Consider the following 18,159-nt stretch of genomic DNA (forward strand, 5'->3'; position numbering starts at 1 on the left):
TAAAGCCATCAATCCACGAGTTTAATCAGCTTTCAAATATGCTTTTTAAACTCTAACGTTGTGGCAATTTTTAATAAATAAAAAGCCAGCAAGTATAGCTAGATAAAATAAAAATCACAAAGGGTACACAATTAATAGCTCAAACCCGCTTTTCTTACAGCTAAATAAAGAATGCGTATAGCCTGGATTGGAAAAAAATCACCTTTTTGCGGCAATGTCACCTACAGTCGAGAAATTACAAATGCTTTGCTAGATAGGGGACATCAAGTTAGCTTTCTTCACTTCGCACAGGAAGAGTCTGAACCTGATAATTGGCCAAATCTTCGAGAGGTTTCGCTCCCTTTTATTTACAAGTCTCAGGTTTATACAATTCCTACTTTTAAAGCAACCAAAGTTTTAACCGATTCGCTGCGAGAAATAAAGCCAGATGTAGTCCATGCTTCTTTAACATTATCTCCTCTAGACTTTTTTCTACCGGAAATCTGTGAGGAACTGAGATTGCCTCTAATTGCCACTTTTCACACACCCTTTGCTGGCAAGGGGGCAAAGCTGATATCGGGAACACAACTTTTGGCTTATCAGCTTTATGCACCTTTTTTAGTTAACTACGATCGCGTGATTGTATTTTCCCAAATTCAGCGAGAATTATTGGCAGGGATGGGTGTAAGGGAAGAAAATATTGCTGTAATTCCCAATGGTGTTGATACTATTAAGTATTCTCCAGGATTTTCTCAAATCAAAGCAGAATTTAAAGCCGATCGCTTGTTTGTTTACCAAGGTCGAATAGCCCCAGAGAAAAATGTCGAAGCCCTACTCCGCGCTTGGAAGCAGTCGGCAATGGGGCCTGGTACGAAGTTGCTAATTGTTGGCGATGGCCCTTTAAAGTCTTCCTTAGAGCCGTTTTATGGTTCAGAATACGGCATTATCTGGTTGGGATTTGTTGCTGATGAAGACCGACGGATCGAAATTTTGCGGGGCGCAGATGTATTTGTTCTACCTTCATTGGTAGAGGGTTTGTCTCTATCTCTGTTAGAGGGAATGTCATGTGGGTTGGCTTGTTTAGCAACAGATGTGGGTGCAGATGGAGAAGTATTAGAAAAGGGCGCAGGTATAGTTATTAGTACTAAAACTGCGCGATCGCAGTTAAAAACTCTCTTGCCAGTGTTGCAAGACCATCCAGAGTTAACAACTTTACTTGGGCAAAAAGCCAGACAGCGTGTATTAGACCGCTATACCCTCAGTAAAAATATTACTCTGCTGGAAGAACTTTATAAAGAAGTTTTAGCACAGCGACCTCTACCGCTAAGTCGTAGAGCTTAGGGAAGGGGAAGAAGTGCGATCGCACTGTAAATTATAAGATGGTAATCAATGAGTGCGATCGGGCATGAATGTTAGGCAGCATTCAATACAGTTCAGATAAGACCAAAACACTTGTAGAGACGGCGATTTATCGCGTCTCAAAAACCCAAAATTTTTGTCAGTAGCCCTAAACTGAACAGTATTGAGGCAGCATTGACTAATATTCGAGTCATAGAATATGTGACTTATGAATACAGAGACCTCACTAAGAATTCTCTTACCACGCAAGTCAGATTGATCAATTAATCTTAGAATTATCTCCTAAAGACCAGCCCAAACTAGTTGGCTGTTCATAAACTCGTTTTAGAGTATTTACATCTCTGGAAGAAATAGGCAACGGGTTACGAACTTGAGAAAAATATAGGGCATCAGTTTGTAGCGGACTATGGCCCCAAATTCCCAGTGCATGACCGAATTCATGACGGGTAGCTGCAATCAGATACTCACTTGTTTGACTGGGACTTAGCAAAATAGTGAAGCGGTGGGATAAAACTTTGTTGCTGGTGTATAACTCGTAAGTAGTTTGTGCCGATCGCGCACGAGGTATATTGCTACCAGGGAAAATTTGTAGAGGTGGCGCTTTTTGGACAATGGTAATATCAGCACTTTCTGGCTGTTCTACTATTGTCAAAGGCAAATAATTGCTCCATTCTTTTACACCCTGCAAGACACCATTAACCCATACTTGAGCTTGTTTTTCGTTAACGGATTTTGGTGGTTCTACGTAAACTCGAATGGGAAATTGTGACCAGACTAAATAACCAACTTGGGTTGTTGTGACTTGTGAAAAGTAGTCACCACTGTTAGTGCTATCTTGCCACTGTGCGAGTGTGGGCGGTAAGGGATGGGGTTTTGGGATGGGTGAGGTGGAGAGAGAGATTACTGAGCCTGAATATACATATTTTGGTATTATTATAAACCCATAACTCGAATGAAGATTAATACAAACTATAAACAGCCCTGTGCCAATAAATAAGGCAAGAGCTGTAATTAACCGTTGTGAGATTAAATTTATTAGGATGTTAAGTATTTGGTGTTGGGTTTTTTTCCCCATTGACCTATCCTTATTTAGGCAGCCAACCAGCACTTAAAACCACTGTTAAACCGAGGAAAATTACTGTTAATGCCCAAGTAATTCGATTTAAGGTGTTTTCTGCACTTTTGGTACTGCTAAATAGCTGGGCTTGTCCACCAATGGCTCCAATACCATCACCTTTGGGGCTATGTAGTAAAACTAAGATAATCAAACCAGTGGCGGAAAATGCCCAAATGCCTTGCACGATATTAGTAGCTGTCATGGTAGGAATCTCATTTATAACAATTTGTCAAAAAACAGAATTCAGAATTCAGGAGTTAGGAGTTTTCAGTAAACTCCCAACTCTTGACTTAGAAGTCTTTTACAGCCCTACTTGCACAGGGGTGCGAGTGCGTTGCAGTTCATAATCTGCTGTTTTCAGCAGCGATCGCCCGGTCATTTCTGGTGGCTGAGGCAGCTGTAAAATCTCTAGAATTGTGGGGGCGATGTCGGATAGCTTGCCATCGCTTCGCAGTTCGACATTTGTACCATATCCAGGGATTTTGACTTTCTCGCCTTCTACCAATATAAAGGGGACTGGGTTAGTGGTGTGGGCTGTCCAGGGATTACCCCCATCATCTAGCATATACTCAGCGTTGCCATGATCGGCAGTAATAATTGTTGTACCACCGGCTTTGATAACGCTCTCTAACAAGCGTCCTAAACAGCGATCAACTGTTTCAATTGCTGTAATGGTAGCGTCGATTTGACCAGTATGCCCTACCATGTCTGGGTTTGCATAGTTGATCACAACTAGAGAATACGTACCTTTTTGAATCGCAGCGATCGCTACATCTGTAACTGCTGCTGCTGACATCGCTGGGGCATGATCGTAAGTTGCTACCATCGGGCTGCTTACCAGTTCCCGATCTTCTCCGGCAAAAGGTTCCTCCAGACCACCATTAAAGAAATAGGTGACGTGGGCATATTTTTCGGTTTCGGCGGTGCGGAATTGATTCAGACCATGATTAGCTATGACTTCTCCCAGAATGTTACTGAGATTCTGAGGCTCAAAGGCTACAGCCACGGGTAAGTCTGGATCATACTGTGTAAAGGTGACAAAAGACAGTGGTGTGATTTGCTGTCTTTCAAAACCGTTAAAAGTGGGACTGACCAAAGCTTGAGTCAGTTGTCTGGAGCGATCAGGGCGGAAGTTGAAAAATATCACCCCATCCCCTGGTTCTATTGCGCCGGGTGCAATTCGGATGGGGTTGACAAATTCATCTTTTACCCCTTCGGCGTAAGATGCTTGCAAGATTTCCACAGCAGTGCGATTATCACCCGTACCATCTTGGGTCATCACGTCGTAGGCGCGTTTGACCCGATCCCAGCGGTGATCGCGATCCATCGCGTAGTAGCGACCGCTGAGGGTGACTATGCGCCCAATTCCAGCGCGGTCTATATAATTTTGCAGCAATGTGATTGCTTTTACACCGTCAGTTGGGGCAGTGTCACGGCCATCGGTGATGGCGTGAATACAAACTTCTGGTATTCGCTGGTCTTTGGCTAAGTCAAGTAGTCCGAATAAATGGGTGATATGTGAATGTACCCCTCCCTCAGAACAAAGCCCGACTAGATGCAGCTTGCTATTCCGAGAACGAACTTCCTGGCAAATTTTGACGAGTGCTGGGTTTAAGGCAATAGAACCGTCTTCGACCGCATCAGAGATGCGTACCAGTTCTTGCGGTACAACTCGCCCAGCACCAATGTTCAAATGACCTACTTCCGAGTTGCCCATTTGACCTTCTGGCAACCCTACGGCTTTTCCTGATGTGCGGATGAGGGTATGCGGGTAAGCTGTCCATAAACTATCCACAATGGGAGTTTTAGCAGCAACAATAGCGTTTCCTCGCTTTTCCTCGCAGTAGCCCCATCCGTCTAAAATGACTAGCACCACAGGAGCAACAGGTGCTTTGGTCATAGTAAAATTGCCCTTTACTTTTTGTAATACCCGAATGATACCATTGCTAATCCACGTCGCAAGTGAATTTTTGCTTATTAATTTCTTTTATGAAATACTTACAGCTTTTTGAAATATTTTTTAAAATTTAGCGATTTTTCTGTAATTTTGTTGAGCGCTAATAATAAGTGATTACTTAGTAGTAGCATTTTAGCACTACTACTAAGTCCGTATTCAATCTCTTATTTCTTTTTGGTAGAAGCTTTTGCAGCTTTTTTAGCAGCTTTTTCAGCAGCGATCGCAGCTAACTTTGCTTGTTCTTTTTCTTCGGCAATTTTCTGGAGATAGTAATGATAGTCTCCTAAGTAAACCCGGAATTCACCATCACGAATTTCGACGATTTTGTTAGCTACTTGAGAAATAAAGTAGCGATCGTGTGAAACGACAATTGCCGTACCGTCATAATTTTTGAGCGCTTCTTCCAGCATTTCTTTAGCTGGAATATCTAGGTGGTTTGTCGGCTCATCTAAAATTAGTAAGTTCGCGGGACGTAAAAGCATTTTTGCCAACGCCAAACGAGCTTTTTCTCCTCCACTTAATGCGCCAACTGCCTTAAATACAGTATCACCAGTAAATAAGAAGCGTCCCAAAAGCGTGCGGACTTCTTGGTTATCCCAGTCTGGAACTTCATCATGGATAGTTTCCATGACAGTTTTCTTCAAATCCAAGGCTTCAGCTTGATTTTGCTCAAAGTAACCGGGAATGACGTTATGATCGCCTAATTGAACGCTACCTTCAGTGGGTGGTTCCATACCCATAATTACGCGCAGAAGGGTAGATTTTCCCGCACCGTTGGGGCCAAGAAAAGCAATGCGATCGCCTCTTTCAATTAGAAGATTTGCTGCCAAAAACAAGATTTTATCACCATAAAGATGAGTTAAATCTTTAATTTCTACTACTTCGCGTCCACTGCGGGGTGCAGGAGGAAAACGGAAGTGTAGAGTTCTTACCCCAGCAATGGGTGCTTCAATGCGCTCAATTTTTTCGAGTTGCTTTTCCCGGCTTTTTGCCTGGGTACTGCGGGTAGCACTGGCGCGAAATCTATCAACAAAGGTTTGCTGTTTCTCTAATTCTTTTTGCTGGCGTTCGTAGGCGCTAAGTTGTGCTGATTGACTTTCGGCTTTTTGTTCCAAATATGCCGAGTAGTTACCAAGGTAGGTACTGGAAACGCCACGTTCAGTTTCCACAATTTGGGTACAGAGGCGGTCAAGGAACTCCCGGTCATGGGAGACTATTACCATCGGCGTAACTAGCCCTCTGAGGTAATTTTCCAACCACTCAATGGTTTCTAAATCTAGGTGGTTAGTCGGTTCATCCAGCAGCAACAAGTCGGGTTTTTGCAGCAGGATTTTACCTAAACTCATCCGCATTTGCCAACCACCACTAAAAGCACTGACGAGGCGATCGCCATCTTCTAGCCCAAACCCCATCTCTGGTAAAATTTTCCCAATGCGTGCATCTAAGTTGTAGCCATCCAAGGCTTCAAATTTGCGCTGCAAGCGATCCAACTTGTCGATCAATCGATCCAGTTCCTCTGGGCTAGCCGTTTCCATCTCTTGTGGGATATGCGCCAGAGATAACTGTACTTCGTTGGCTTCTTTGAAGACAGTCCAAAATTCTTCTCTAACGGTGCGAGTGGGGTCTACTTCAAACTCTTGGTTAAGGTAGGCTATATGTAAGCTATTAGGACGAATGATTTCGCCGGCGGTGGGTTCTATTTCCCCAGAGATGATTTTGAGTTGGGTTGATTTTCCAGCACCATTGACACCGACTAAGCCAATGCGATCGCCTGGTTTAACTTCCCAGTTGATATCTTTGAGAACTTCGCCTGTGGGATAAATTTTACTTATATGTTCTAGTCGCAGCATCAAGTTTCTCTCAGGTAGGGAGTGGGTGGTTGAGGACGAAGTACTAACACCGCCTCTAATATTAACAAAAATTAACTATAAATTCGTCGTGACAAAGTTTTGAGAGGCGCAAACAAAGTTTACCCTCACTCACGCGTAAAACTTACGCATCCCCCTTAAGGCTGATTTTGAGTTACTTTGCTGACTTCTTCGACACTCAAATCTAAGGACTGTGCTACTTGTTCTACAGTCAACCCTGCTGCCAACATTGCTGGTACTGCTTTTAGTTTCCCTTGAACTTTACCTTCTTCAATGCCTTGAACCTTACCTTGTTCAACACCTTCCTGAAAAGCTTCCTGATAAAATCTGGTTTGCTTTAACTCACTTAAGCCAAACATTTCCTTCATCTCCTCCCTACTCATTGCAGGAAACTTGTAAGCCAAAATAGTCTCTATAAATTGTAATAATTGCTGCTGTTTTGGTGGTGAGCTTATCTCTGACTTGGTTCTATCTATCAACACCCTAGCTTGTGCGATCGCTATATCGTCGGTTGCAATTACTAATTTAGCAGTTGCAATGCCAATTGGAAGCGATGCACCTTCACCTAATTCATCCAAATAAATGCGCCTGACGCGCCCACTTGTGAAAAACTCACGGTAATGTTTGATATCTCCTGTATCTACATTCCTGTTGGGGTATAAAACCACAGCACCCCAGTCATTTGATGGTTGATTCTAACGGAGGTATAAACATATTTCTGCAATTAGCCGTGAATAAATTTCCCCATCAGCTTGAAATTGCACTTCAACAAAGTAAATCGGGTTCTCGCTTCCTTGTATAGGTAGAAACACACCATCTACTCTGAAGGCTGTTTGTTTGATTTCAACTGATGAAAATTGATAAAGGCTAGCTTCTTCTGGAGGATTACCAATAAGTTAAAAGAAGATATCAGGGAATTCTTGAAACAGCCGATAAAAGATGATAGCTGTTTTCACAACTTTATATCATTTGAAGATTTTGATTTGCTGCTCAGGTGTTACTTTGTTATTCACAACCATCTCGTACTTTCAGTAATTGCTCTTTTGCTATCCCTAATATACGTGAAAGGGGCGCTAATAAACTATCATCAAATGCTTCTCCGGCATAAATATTATTCAGTTCCGTAGGAGATAATTTAAACGTATCGCAGAATTTTGCAAACTCCTGGTTGCTCAAGTCAAGCTCTTTTTGCCTATCTTGAAGTAAAACTGCGATCGCTCTAGTTCCATACTTGGGACGTTCACTAGTTTTTACATATTTTTCCATTAAATAATTGACTTTTTTGGTATCGCCGCCGATTTTTTTAATTAAATCAGTACAAGCCATTTTTAGCGCTTTTTTTAAAACTTCTTCTTCATTTAAAACTTTAATAATTTCACTGGCATATTCTGGTTTAAAAAATCCCACCAAATTCCCTTGATGATAAACTGGTATATAAGGATTGTTCGTTTCAAGTTGCCAATCTAAAGGCTCATTGCGTAGTGACATAGCTGCACCCCTAAATCATTTAAGATTTCACCATTTTAAAACCAGTTATTCATTACCCGCCAGTGGTTAGATGTTGGTCAGATATCTAAAAATTTCAATTGTTCAAGTAACTACAATTTGGCGGTAGAAGCAGAGGTTATTTGGAAGCATCTCACTTTGGCAAATTGTCCTTATACTGTAAATCATCGGCTCACATCAAAGCCTTACTAACGGGATTTATACGTCCGTACTAACCAATGAAAAGCCTATGCCTAAGCTTGTGTAGCCGTTATACACTTCTACCAGTACCTCGAACTAAACCAAAATTAGCGCCAAGTGCCTAAAGGCTTTCCATAGGCGCGATTGATGATATTATCAGGCTTTTTTTAGATATTTAACCATAATCGGCATACTGTAAATATCAAGTAAGTAAGCATCGAAACAGGGTAAACAGTATGTTAACTATAACGTGGTAACAAGAGATTGCATCATAACCGTTAAGGAAGATAGGAAAACGTTCGTCAAAAAAGGCCACCCCGATCTGATAAATTAAGTGACATGGACAGAAGCGTCTGAATCATTTAGAGCAGATATTCCCTGATGATTGGGAAAAACTCCAACCAGCGTTAAGAAACTGGGTGAAATGCAAGAAGTGTTTGGAATATCAATATCATTGGGAACTGTAGACAGACTGAGGCTTGAAGCGAGCAATGCTCCCTTGCCGCTATGTGTATTTAGTATAGGTAAACAGGGAGTATCCACACTTTGGAGTAAACATAATTATTTGATGTCAAAAACCTACTACATGATTGGTCTAAAAAGTCGATCTGCCAAAAATGGATTCTCCAAATAAATATAATATTGTATTGCTTTTATACGTAATATTTGGACAAGTGAAAATGACAGTTATTTACCATCTTCTTAAAGTAACATTAAATAACACCTGATGAAAAAAATATCAACTATTAATGGACTTAGAGGAATATCATGTTTGTGGGTAATAATTTCGCATTGTGGCATTTGGGGTGGATATAAAGGGTATAATCCCAATCCAAAAGTAGCAGTAGATATATTTATGATGATCTCTGGTTTTCTTATGATGTACACTACGGAAATTGTTCACACTAAACAGTCCTTTGAAAACAAAAAAAATTGGATAAATTTTTACATTAGAAGATTTTTCAGACTCTCCCCTGCCTACTATGTTGAGCTAATTGTTGCATTACTTTTAGCAGATTATTTTGTACGATATTATCACGAACTTGGTAGTTTGAATCACAATATATGGTTGGCAAATATCCCAGCAAATTTTAGTATGCAAAATATTATATTACATATTACTTATATTTTTGGATTACAGCCCAAAAATGCATTTTCAACGATGCTACCAGATTGGAGTCTGGGATTGGAAATGCAATTCTATTTAATTTTTCCACCAATATTTTTGTTTTTCAAAAAAGCTAATTTGAATAAACTAGTAATCTTTTTGATTGCAACAATATTTATAAGTATTCTATCAAAACAATATATTATTCCTTATTTTACAGAACCTTCATTAATTTTTTATCAATTACCCATATTTTTAATTGGTATTTTTATTTATTGTGGCACGTGTGATATGAGTAATAGAAAAAGAATAATTTCTCTTATATTAGCCTTATTACTATGTTCTTATAGCATTATAATAAAAGATCATCGAGATGATTTTTATTTGTTAATTGCTGCAATATTATTAGCAATTTCATTCTCTAATAGTGTTTTTAGTCATAAATTAAATAACTTGTTTGATAATATTTTTTTTACTATTTTATCAGACTTATCATATTCAGCATATTTATTTCATGGATTTTTCTTGTCAATTATAGGCGCATATATAGAACGTAATTTATACCCATTAGGATACACATCAAACCAATGTGTAATGATGATAATAATTGCAGTTATCCCTTTAACATATGTAACTTCATATTTATCATATAAGTATATAGAGTTACCTGGCATAGCTTTGGGAAAAGCTTTGATTAAAAAGTTTTAGTTAACATTAATTAGGGATAACTACTTGCGGTAGCAATGCGATTCTTTTACTTAATAAAAATGGCGGAAATTATCGTTCCCAGTCTTGACGAGTATCGCACAGAAAATTGTCTGCGATCGCATCATCAAACGAATAAGGGCAATGCTCTGGAAAAATTCGTAATGGTAAGTTACTTTCTCGTAACGCCAAATCGACTCCTGCTTCAAAGCCATCTAACAAGGCTTCTTCTATTGGAGACTTTAAGCTGGGGTTCTGTCGCAAATGTCTGTGGATGGCGCGACACTGTTCTCGAATTGTTAAAAACCAATTGCGAGAGTGTTGTTCGGGTTGATACTCCCACTTCAAGAGATGACCGAGTAATACACTTAGACGACTCACGAGTTCTCGATATTCATATCTCCCCAAAGCTTGAATTTCCTCTTGCAGGTGCTGCCAGTCTAATTCTATAACTAGCCTCTGCTCTAACGCTTTAGCCTGCTGCTGTGTCCAGCCATAGAAGTCTTGATTGTACAAAAAAGGTTTGTCCATATTGAATTTTGACAGGAAGCGTCACTACAAATTACGAATTATTCAACTTGCTTTTGCCTCATCCCCGGATGCTTCAGCCACAGCCGCCAATCTATCTGCTGCAGCTTGCACAATTTGAGCCACTTGGGCCAAAGGCATGTGTTGGATTTGTCTCAGAATCAAACTCAAATCTGAAGTTTCTGGAATTGGCTTACCATCAATGCAGCTAATTAACTCTTCCATTGTGTAGCCTGCTTTTGATGCGATTTGAGCCAAATTTTCTGTATCTGGAACCTTCACACCTTTTTCCCACATCTGAACAGCAGTGGCAGATACTCCCAAAAGCTTACCAAACGCTCGCTGACTCATTGAACCGCGAGCTAGTTTAATGATTTCAATCAGTTTTTGTTTGCTTTCGATTTTCACTGCTTATATAGCTAGCCAACTTTATTTACAAGTCTACTTCCAATAATACAAGTTTACTTTTATATTGACAGCCTTGTGTTTTAGTACTAAACTATATCTCTGGTTGTAAAACGGCAACTACAGGTATCAAGCTAGTAGAATAACCCATCTATATTTAATCAACCTAAGAAACTTAGTTTGCTACGGCGCTTGTAGCTAGTAGCTAGACTTTGCTGCGAAGAAATAATATCGAAGGTGCATCATGTTTCGCAAGCCACGCAAAATTAATCAATATCGGCGCAAAGGTAAAAATCTTATAGCCACTAATAAAATTAAACCAGAACAGTGGAACATTTCTGAGGCAGAAACCAAAGAAGCTTTAAAAGTTAAAGGTTACGATGTAAAGCAAATCAAAAAAATCCATCTTCTAAAGCATCAAGTGTGTGTTTCCTATTGGGATGCAAAAGGCAATATATGCAGCAGCTTTTTTAGCTACCGGATTTTTGCACGTTGGCAAGAAGAAGTGGAAAAGCTAATTTATACCTGTGAAACCCTGAAGGAATGGGCAAAGTTAAATTACGTTATGAAGTACGAATTTGCCTATTACCATTATCCCAGTGAAATAGAAGATATACTCCACGCGATATTAGAAAACCACCTGTCTGTGTTAAAAGCAACATTACAACAAGTGGTTTTACAAGTTCAGAATGAGCAACAAAACCTTCATGTAGAGACGCGATTTATCGCGTCTTCAAAGACCAATAACCCTTAACCCAAGCGTATTGGGATATTTAACAGTAAAAATTAGTTAGCGGCAGAAGTCGCTAACTCCGCGAGACGTTCTTGCTGGTCTAGAGATATACAAGATTGGATAAGCGTTTCTAAATCACCATCCAAAACAGGGGTAAGGGAATAATTCTGACCTAAGCGGTGATCGGTAGCGCGGTTATCTTTATAATTATAAGTACGAATTTTTTCCGATCGCGATCCAGTACCAACTTGCGATCGCCGCATGGAAGTTACAGCTGCTTGTTGTTCGCTTAACTTGATTTCGTACAACTTCGCCCGCAGAATTTGCATCGCCCGTTCTTTGTTTTGCAACTGGCTGCGTTCTTCTGTACAGAAAATGCGTATTCCCGTCGGTTTGTGCATCAAGTCAACGGCTGTTTCCACCTTGTTAACGTTTTGCCCACCAGCACCGCCAGAACGAGCTGTAGTCATTTCAATATCTTTCGGGTCAATGTGAATTTCCACATCATCGACCTCTGGCATAATCGCTACGGTAGCTGTGGAAGTATGAACCCGTCCACCAGATTCAGTTGCCGGCACGCGCTGCACGCGATGTACTCCAGCTTCAAACTTTAACTGGCTGTAAACATCATTACCTTTAATTTCTAGAATGACCTCTTTCCAGCCACCCATTTCTCCTTTAGATTCGCTCACTAGAGAAACTTTCCAACCTTGAGTTTGGGCATAGCGGGTGTACATCTGCATCAAATCGCCAGCCCAAATGCTTGCTTCATCGCCACCAGTACCAGCGCGAATTTCCAACATGATATTCTTTTCATCATTGGGGTCGCGTGGTAACAGTAAGACTTTCAAGCGAGACTCTAAATGTTCGATTTTTTCTTCAAGTTCTTTTACTTCCAGCGATGCCATTTCTTGCAACTCTGGGTCACTTGCAGATTCTTTGTAAACCTGACGCGCTCCGATCAGGTCTTCTTGGGCTGTTTTCCAAATTTCATAAGTATTAACCACCTCTTCCAAAGAAGAACGAGACTTAGCAATTTCTTGATACTCATCAGGATTGCTAGCGGTATCGGGGTCGCCAAGACGACGTGTTAATTCATTAAAAGTTTGTTCAACGGATTTTAGTTTGTCCAGTAAGTATGATTCAGCCATGACGATTGCGATCGCTCCTTAAAAAATAACAAATTGGCTCGAGCATATAAATGACAATCGACCCAGCTGATGCAGGGCCGTCGTTAACAGCAGAGCCAACCCGCTACTTTTTGGTTTGTTCGTCGCCAGATGTTTGAGTGCTGCTCATGCCGTACTTGCGGAGGAAGCGCTCTACTCGACCTTCAGTGTCAATAATCTTCTGAGTGCCAGTGTAAAAGGGGTGGTTTCCAGACCAAACATCTACGTGCAATTCTGGCTTTGTAGAGCCAATGGTCATAACAACTTGACCGTTGCAGTAAACTTTAGCATCTGGATACCATTTTGGATGAATATCAGCTTTAGCCATTGTTCTTTTTGTGATGAATCTATATCAATTATAACTTTCAGGTTTCAATTGAGGTTAGGGATTGGGGACTGGGGACTAGGGATTGGGGACTGGGAAAGAGATAAAAAACCGACTTTTCCTAATACTCAATTCTTAATACCTAATTTCCTCTACCCAGTACCCAGTCCCCAGTCCCCAATCGCTTATCGCTTAGAGTACTGAGGTGCTTTCCGGGCTTTATGTAAACCATATTTCTTCCGCTCTTTTGCTCTCGGATCGCGAGTCAAGTAACCTTCAGTTTTCAAAGGTGGGCGGTTGTCTGGGTCTAGTTGGCACAAAGCACGAGCAACTCCCAAACGGACAGAATCAGCTTGTCCAGTCAAGCCGCCGCCTTCTGCTTTCACCAAAATGTCATATTCATTTTCTAATCCCAGAGTTTCCAGGGGTGCTTTAATCACTCCCAGGTAGTTGGGGTTGAATTGGAAATACAAGGTTCCATCTTTACCGTTCACAATCAGTTGACCGGTGCCTGGAACCAAGCGTACCCGTGCTACTGCGTTTTTACGACGACCAGTACCCCAGTATACGGCGCGACCGCTATTAGCATCTGCTACTACCATTAATTTTCTTCTCCAGGAATTGTATTAACTTTTAGTTCTTTAGGTTTTTGAGCATCGTGAGGATGCGTAGGCCCAGCGTAAACCTTCAGCTTGGTGAACAACTGCTTACCCAGGCTATTTTTAGGTAGCATACCTTTAACAGCTTGTTCTAAAATTCGCTCTGGTATGCGGTCTTGCAGTTTAGCGAAAGTTTCGGTTTTCATCCCACCAGGACGACCAGAATGGCGGCGGTAAAGCTTTTGAGTGCGCTTTTTGCCTGTGACTGCGACTTTCTCGGCATTAATGACGATTACGAAGTCACCTGTATCTAGGTGGGGAGTGTATTCGGGTTTCTTTTTGCCCCTCAATACCTGGGCGATTTCACTAGCGAGGCGACCGAGGCGTTTATCGGTGGCATCTACTATGTACCACTCACGCTCAAGGGTTGCTTGAGAAGGAAGGTATGTTTTAACTGTTGTCATTTGTCATTTGTCCTTTGTCATTTTTAATTTGTCATTAGTCATTTGTCTTTTGTCATTTGCAGTTACTAAGAACCAATGACTAATGACTCTTGACTAGTGACGAACTTTGGCAAGGTGTCGTACCAAATCTCTTTTGGAAAGGGAAAATCGGGATAGCCGACTCGCAACAAGCACAAGCCTTGAGGTGGTGCGGCATATTTCACTTCTTCCCGGCGTTCTTCTTTCCAGAGTTGGGTGAAGCCAGAAAGTGTTCGTTGTCCAGAACCTACTTCTACCAACATCCCTACCAACAGCCGTACCATGCCATACAAAAATCCATCTGCCTGTATTTCAATATGGATAAATGGCCCACTGCGACGACACTCTGCTGCTTGCACCTCTACCCAGGAATGCGATCGCTTTGAGCCTGCACGGTGAAAAGCAGCTAAGTGATGCTTTCCCAAGAGAGGTTTCAAGGCAGCTTTAATTAAGGATTCATCCAGGGGTGCATAATAATAATGCCAACTGAAGGGTCTTACAAACAAGTTAAGCCGATCTTCAGTATATATTGTGTAGCGATACCGTCGATAGGCTGCGCTAAAGCGAGCGTGCCAACGGTTATCGACACTAGCTGAAGCCCTGATTAATATATCTGGCGGCAGATAGCTATTTAGGATTGTTGCCCACTTGTGAGGTGGAATTAAACCTGTAGCTTCAAAATGGGCTACTTGAGCAGCAGCATGAACTCCTGAATCAGTTCGCCCAGCACCGTGTAGTGTTACATGGTACCCAAGAATAGTAGCGATCGCTATTTCTATCTCTTCCTGGACAGTCCGTTGTTTTTTTTGCCGTTGCCAGCCATGAAAATGAGTGCCCAGGTATTGGATTACCAAGGCTACCCGATGAGTTTGTGTAGGCTGGGGACTTTCTAACATACAGATTTTGTCTTTTGTCTTTTGTCATTTGTTATTCACTAATGACCAAATGACTAATGACCAATAACTAAATGATTTAAACCAATTCAATTATTGCCATTTTTGCATTATCACCCCGACGCGGTACGGTATGCAGAATGCGGGTATAACCGCCCTGGCGATCGCCATATCGAGTTGGAACTTGCTCAAATAGAGCGTGAACCAATTGTTTGTCGAAGATATAGCCAAGGGCTTCGCGACGTGCTGCCAGAGAGCCATTTTTAGCTAGAGTAATCATTTTTTCCACTTCACTTCGCAGAACTTTCGCTCTAATTAAAGTGGTGGTGATCTTACCATGACGGATCAGCTCGGTGGTGAGCGATCGCAATAAAGCACGGCGTTGATCGGCTGGTTTACTGAGTTGTTTGACGCGACAACGGTGACGCATAATTATGCACTATGAGTTATGAACGGTTTTTATTAAGGATGTTTAGAGCCTCTTTCCATTGGCAGGGTGATGCCCAAGCGTCGCTGCAAAGCTTCCACGACTTCTTCTGCTGACTTCTGACCAAAGTTCTTAATTTCTAAGAGGTCTTCTTGGGTATAATCCAACAAATCTGCCACAGAGTTAACTTGTGCCCGTTTGAGACAGTTATATGCCCGCACAGAAAGTTGCAACTCTTCGATAGGTATCTGGGCAGTTGGATCGTCTGGAATATCTGAACCTGTGTCTGTTGGTTCTAGGGAGATATCTTTCAAAGGATTGAATAAATCTACCAAGATCCCAGCAGCCGAAGATAGTGCTTCTTGAGGAGAAATACTGCCATTTGTCCAAACTTCCAACAGTAGTCGGTCTTTTGGAATCAAGCCTTCCCCACGAGATTCTTCAACACTATAGTTGACTTTTCGCACCGGCATAAATATTGAGTCGATTTGGAGAAAGTCTAACGATGTAGCTTCCTCACGTCCTCGCTCTACGGTGCGATAGCCTTTACCTTTCTCGATCCGAAATTCCATTTCCAGCTTGCCACCCTCAGCAATGGTGGCTACATACTGAGTCGGATCAATTACTTCTACTTCACTAGGTAAATCAAAATGTGCCGCAGTTATTGTTGCTGGGCCGCTAACGAGTAATCTACCAATTTGGGGTTGCGATGAATAGTTTTTTAGGATGACTTCCTTCATTCTCATGAGGATTTCCAACACATCTTCCCGCACGCCCGGAACTGTAGCAAATTCGTGTGAAACGCCTGCAATCCGCACTGCTGTAACTGCTGTACCTTCTAGGTTAGACAGTAAAACCCGCCGCAGTGCGTTGCCAACCGTTGTTCCTTGACCGCGTTCTAGAGGTTCCAGAACAAATTTACTGTAATGGTTCCGACTTTCTTCAGTATTCGACTCTACACATTCAATCTGAAACTGCGCCACGGATGAGCCTCCCTTTTTCTAAGGTGCTGCTAGCAGACAAATCAATTGCCTCCCGAATTGACTTTATGTCCTGTAGGTTATAGGTTTATCAAACTACCAGTATGAGATTACGATATAGTTTGACGCTCCTATTGAGCTTTCAGGCGCTAATAATATTTTGGGTTCCCGAATTTTAACAGCTTTCCCCACAGGAAAATCTGATTCGCTTTTGGTCGCCCAGGTTTTCACCCAATGACAGTTTGCACGTTATCCGCCCAAGCAGTCATTGTAAGTAACTTTACTTACTTTGGTTGTAGCCTCTCGTCCTCAATGCCCAAGTCTTGGTATTTAAACTCGACGGCGCTTGGGTGGACGGCAGCCATTGTGAGGAATGGGGGTAATATCCCGAATGAGTGTAATTTCCAGTCCGGCTCCTTGAAGTGCGCGGATAGCGGTTTCTCTACCTGCTCCTGGTCCACTTACCATTACCTCAATTTGGCGCATTCCTTGATCTATAGCTCTACGGGCTGCACTTTCAGCAGCAGTTTGCGCTGCAAAGGGAGTTCCCTTTTTTGCTCCCTTAAAACCGCTAGAACCAGCACTAGCCCAGGAGATGACATCTCCATTTTGATCGGTAATGGTGACAATGCTATTGTTGAAAGTAGACTGGATGTAGGCCATCCCACTTGGTACGTTCCGTTTCTGCTTCTTGCTCCCGGATTTTTTAGTTGGTTGTCTCGCCATACTTGTTTAGTTGATTTAAGGTAAAACTTGCTCTGATTAGCAAGCGTTGCAAATTTATTTCCCTGGAGCCTTCTTCTTACCAGCCACTGTCTGCCTTCTGCCTCGACGGGTTCTGGCATTGGTGCGAGTTCTTTGTCCTCTGACTGGTAAGCCCATACGATGACGACGACCTCTGTAAGTACCAATGTCAACTAAGCGCTTGATGTTCAAAGACTCCAAACGCCGCAAGTCGCCTTCAACTTGATAGTTACTTTCTATTTCGCCTCGCAGGGCTGTCACATCGGCATCACTTAAGTCCTTAACGCGGGTGTCTGGATTCACACCAGTAGCCGCTATAATTTCTTGAGCGCGTGATAAACCAATTCCGTAGATATAAGTTAGACCGATTTCAACGCGCTTATCGCGTGGAAGGTCTACTCCGGCAATCCGTGCCACAATGAACTCTCCCTATTGTTTTCGCAATTACTGTTGGTTGGAAAAACGTGATTAATCGCGTTTTTTCGTTGTTAATGATGATACGCGTATTACAACTCACTCTCTTTGTAAGAGCGTTATCCTTGACGTTGCTTGTGCTTGGGGTTCACACAGATCACCATGACGCGACCACGACGTTTGATCACGCTACACTTTTCACAAATTTTCTTGACTGAGGCTCTAACTTTCATGCCTTTTATTTTTTGACTCCAAATATTAAATTATAGCATTTTTAGGGAAAACAATCCACATAATTTGACTAGCAAACAGTCAAAAGGATGATTTTATGGTAAAATTCTCTACATCTACATATAGTTACTTCTTTCGTAGTCGGTAGGTAATTCTGCCTTTGGTCAAGTCGTAAGGAGTTAACTCTACCTTGACGCGATCGCCAGGCAAAATCTTGATATAATTGCGGCGAATCTTGCCGGAAATGTGAGCTAGCACGTTAAATCCATTGTCCAAGTCAACGCGAAACATCGCGTTGGGCAAGGACTCTGTAACCGTGCCTTCCATTTCAATCAAATCTTGCTTAGACAATTTGTTTTTTCCTCAACTCAACAATTTCGTGTTTAGTTGCAGCACTTCATCTGCAAGAGAACACATTTTAAGAAATATATCAACAGTTTATTAATATAT

21 protein-coding genes and 1 pseudogene are annotated in these 18,159 nt (G+C 41.7%); 3 read left to right on the forward strand and 19 right to left on the reverse strand.

The window, feature by feature from the left end; all coding sequences use genetic code 11:
* The first annotated feature begins 171 nt into the window (after positions 1 to 171).
* Positions 172 to 1,320, forward strand: a complete 1,149-nt coding sequence (locus FBB35_RS00835) for a glycosyltransferase family 4 protein (RefSeq protein WP_174708088.1) — start codon at positions 172 to 174, stop codon at positions 1,318 to 1,320.
* A gap of 277 nt (positions 1,321 to 1,597) precedes the next feature.
* Here FBB35_RS00835 and FBB35_RS00840 read toward each other — a convergent pair whose 3' ends face one another.
* The 6 genes and pseudogenes from FBB35_RS00840 to FBB35_RS00865 all read right to left on the reverse strand — a co-directional run bounded on the left by FBB35_RS00840 (position 1,598) and on the right by FBB35_RS00865 (position 7,768).
* On the reverse strand, positions 1,598 to 2,413 hold the full coding sequence (locus FBB35_RS00840; protein WP_174708089.1) for a peptidase: 816 nt from the start codon (positions 2,411 to 2,413) through the stop codon (positions 1,598 to 1,600).
* A gap of 10 nt (positions 2,414 to 2,423) precedes the next feature.
* Positions 2,424 to 2,657: a preprotein translocase subunit SecG gene (secG, locus tag FBB35_RS00845; RefSeq protein WP_012410686.1), complete on the reverse strand. Its 234-nt coding sequence runs from the start codon at positions 2,655 to 2,657 to the stop codon at positions 2,424 to 2,426.
* A 99-nt stretch (positions 2,658 to 2,756) separates the two neighbouring features.
* A complete protein-coding gene (gene gpmI, locus FBB35_RS00850; protein ID WP_174708090.1) occupies positions 2,757 to 4,355 on the reverse strand; it encodes a 2,3-bisphosphoglycerate-independent phosphoglycerate mutase in 1,599 nt (532 codons plus the stop codon).
* A gap of 221 nt (positions 4,356 to 4,576) precedes the next feature.
* On the reverse strand, positions 4,577 to 6,262 hold the full coding sequence (locus FBB35_RS00855; RefSeq protein ID WP_174708091.1) for an ABC-F family ATP-binding cassette domain-containing protein: 1,686 nt from the start codon (positions 6,260 to 6,262) through the stop codon (positions 4,577 to 4,579).
* A gap of 155 nt (positions 6,263 to 6,417) precedes the next feature.
* Positions 6,418 to 7,236: pseudogene (locus FBB35_RS00860) on the reverse strand (Rpn family recombination-promoting nuclease/putative transposase).
* A gap of 49 nt (positions 7,237 to 7,285) precedes the next feature.
* The gene (locus tag FBB35_RS00865; RefSeq protein ID WP_174708092.1) at positions 7,286 to 7,768 is read right to left on the reverse strand and encodes a hypothetical protein; all 483 of its coding nucleotides are present in this window, start codon (positions 7,766 to 7,768) and stop codon (positions 7,286 to 7,288) included.
* A 925-nt stretch (positions 7,769 to 8,693) separates the two neighbouring features.
* Here FBB35_RS00865 and FBB35_RS00870 point away from each other — a divergent pair.
* Positions 8,694 to 9,782, forward strand: coding sequence for an acyltransferase (locus FBB35_RS00870; RefSeq protein WP_174708093.1), 1,089 nt, complete (start codon positions 8,694 to 8,696; stop codon positions 9,780 to 9,782).
* Between the two features lie 69 nt (positions 9,783 to 9,851).
* On the opposite strand, the gene FBB35_RS00875 is transcribed toward FBB35_RS00870, so the two are convergent.
* Both FBB35_RS00875 and FBB35_RS00880 read right to left on the reverse strand, forming a co-directional pair.
* Entirely contained in the window at positions 9,852 to 10,310 is a 459-nt protein-coding gene (locus FBB35_RS00875) for a DUF29 domain-containing protein (protein WP_174708094.1), read from the reverse strand.
* 42 nt (positions 10,311 to 10,352) lie between these two features.
* Entirely contained in the window at positions 10,353 to 10,715 is a 363-nt protein-coding gene (locus FBB35_RS00880) for a helix-turn-helix domain-containing protein (RefSeq protein WP_104906418.1), read from the reverse strand.
* Between the two features lie 241 nt (positions 10,716 to 10,956).
* Between FBB35_RS00880 and FBB35_RS00885 the strand changes: the two genes are divergently transcribed.
* The gene (locus tag FBB35_RS00885; protein ID WP_254625778.1) at positions 10,957 to 11,466 is read left to right on the forward strand and encodes a hypothetical protein; all 510 of its coding nucleotides are present in this window, start codon (positions 10,957 to 10,959) and stop codon (positions 11,464 to 11,466) included.
* A gap of 32 nt (positions 11,467 to 11,498) precedes the next feature.
* Here FBB35_RS00885 and prfA read toward each other — a convergent pair whose 3' ends face one another.
* The 11 genes from prfA to infA form a co-directional block, all read right to left on the reverse strand.
* Positions 11,499 to 12,596 (reverse strand): peptide chain release factor 1, encoded by a 1,098-nt coding sequence (gene prfA / locus FBB35_RS00890; RefSeq protein WP_174708095.1) that lies wholly within the window; start codon positions 12,594 to 12,596, stop codon positions 11,499 to 11,501.
* 103 nt (positions 12,597 to 12,699) lie between these two features.
* Positions 12,700 to 12,942 carry a 50S ribosomal protein L31 gene (rpmE, locus tag FBB35_RS00895; RefSeq protein WP_012410697.1) on the reverse strand — a complete coding sequence of 81 codons (243 nt, stop codon included), beginning with the start codon at positions 12,940 to 12,942 and terminating at the stop codon, positions 12,700 to 12,702.
* A gap of 182 nt (positions 12,943 to 13,124) precedes the next feature.
* Entirely contained in the window at positions 13,125 to 13,541 is a 417-nt protein-coding gene (gene rpsI / locus FBB35_RS00900) for a 30S ribosomal protein S9 (protein WP_104906415.1), read from the reverse strand.
* Positions 13,541 to 14,002: a 50S ribosomal protein L13 gene (gene rplM, locus FBB35_RS00905; protein WP_114081992.1), complete on the reverse strand. Its 462-nt coding sequence runs from the start codon at positions 14,000 to 14,002 to the stop codon at positions 13,541 to 13,543. Before rplM ends, rpsI begins: the two co-directional genes overlap by 1 nt.
* A 65-nt stretch (positions 14,003 to 14,067) precedes the next feature.
* On the reverse strand, positions 14,068 to 14,916 hold the full coding sequence (gene truA, locus FBB35_RS00910; RefSeq protein ID WP_174708096.1) for a tRNA pseudouridine(38-40) synthase TruA: 849 nt from the start codon (positions 14,914 to 14,916) through the stop codon (positions 14,068 to 14,070).
* Positions 14,917 to 14,992: 76 nt separating this feature from the next.
* Positions 14,993 to 15,343, reverse strand: a complete 351-nt coding sequence (gene rplQ, locus FBB35_RS00915; RefSeq protein WP_174708097.1) for a 50S ribosomal protein L17 — start codon at positions 15,341 to 15,343, stop codon at positions 14,993 to 14,995.
* 32 nt (positions 15,344 to 15,375) lie between these two features.
* Positions 15,376 to 16,323 carry a DNA-directed RNA polymerase subunit alpha gene (locus tag FBB35_RS00920; RefSeq protein ID WP_174708098.1) on the reverse strand — a complete coding sequence of 316 codons (948 nt, stop codon included), beginning with the start codon at positions 16,321 to 16,323 and terminating at the stop codon, positions 15,376 to 15,378.
* Between the two features lie 327 nt (positions 16,324 to 16,650).
* Positions 16,651 to 17,046 (reverse strand): 30S ribosomal protein S11, encoded by a 396-nt coding sequence (rpsK, locus tag FBB35_RS00925; RefSeq protein ID WP_012410703.1) that lies wholly within the window; start codon positions 17,044 to 17,046, stop codon positions 16,651 to 16,653.
* A 54-nt stretch (positions 17,047 to 17,100) separates the two neighbouring features.
* Positions 17,101 to 17,481, reverse strand: a complete 381-nt coding sequence (rpsM, locus tag FBB35_RS00930; RefSeq protein WP_012410704.1) for a 30S ribosomal protein S13 — start codon at positions 17,479 to 17,481, stop codon at positions 17,101 to 17,103.
* A 116-nt stretch (positions 17,482 to 17,597) separates the two neighbouring features.
* Positions 17,598 to 17,711 carry a 50S ribosomal protein L36 gene (gene rpmJ / locus FBB35_RS00935; protein ID WP_012410705.1) on the reverse strand — a complete coding sequence of 38 codons (114 nt, stop codon included), beginning with the start codon at positions 17,709 to 17,711 and terminating at the stop codon, positions 17,598 to 17,600.
* Between the two features lie 124 nt (positions 17,712 to 17,835).
* Positions 17,836 to 18,060 (reverse strand): translation initiation factor IF-1, encoded by a 225-nt coding sequence (gene infA / locus FBB35_RS00940; protein ID WP_006276978.1) that lies wholly within the window; start codon positions 18,058 to 18,060, stop codon positions 17,836 to 17,838.
* Positions 18,061 to 18,159 lie beyond the last annotated feature (99 nt).

Origin of the sequence: Nostoc sp. TCL240-02 (assembly GCF_013343235.1) — a bacterium.
Taxonomy (GTDB): Bacteria; Cyanobacteriota; Cyanobacteriia; order Cyanobacteriales; family Nostocaceae; genus Nostoc.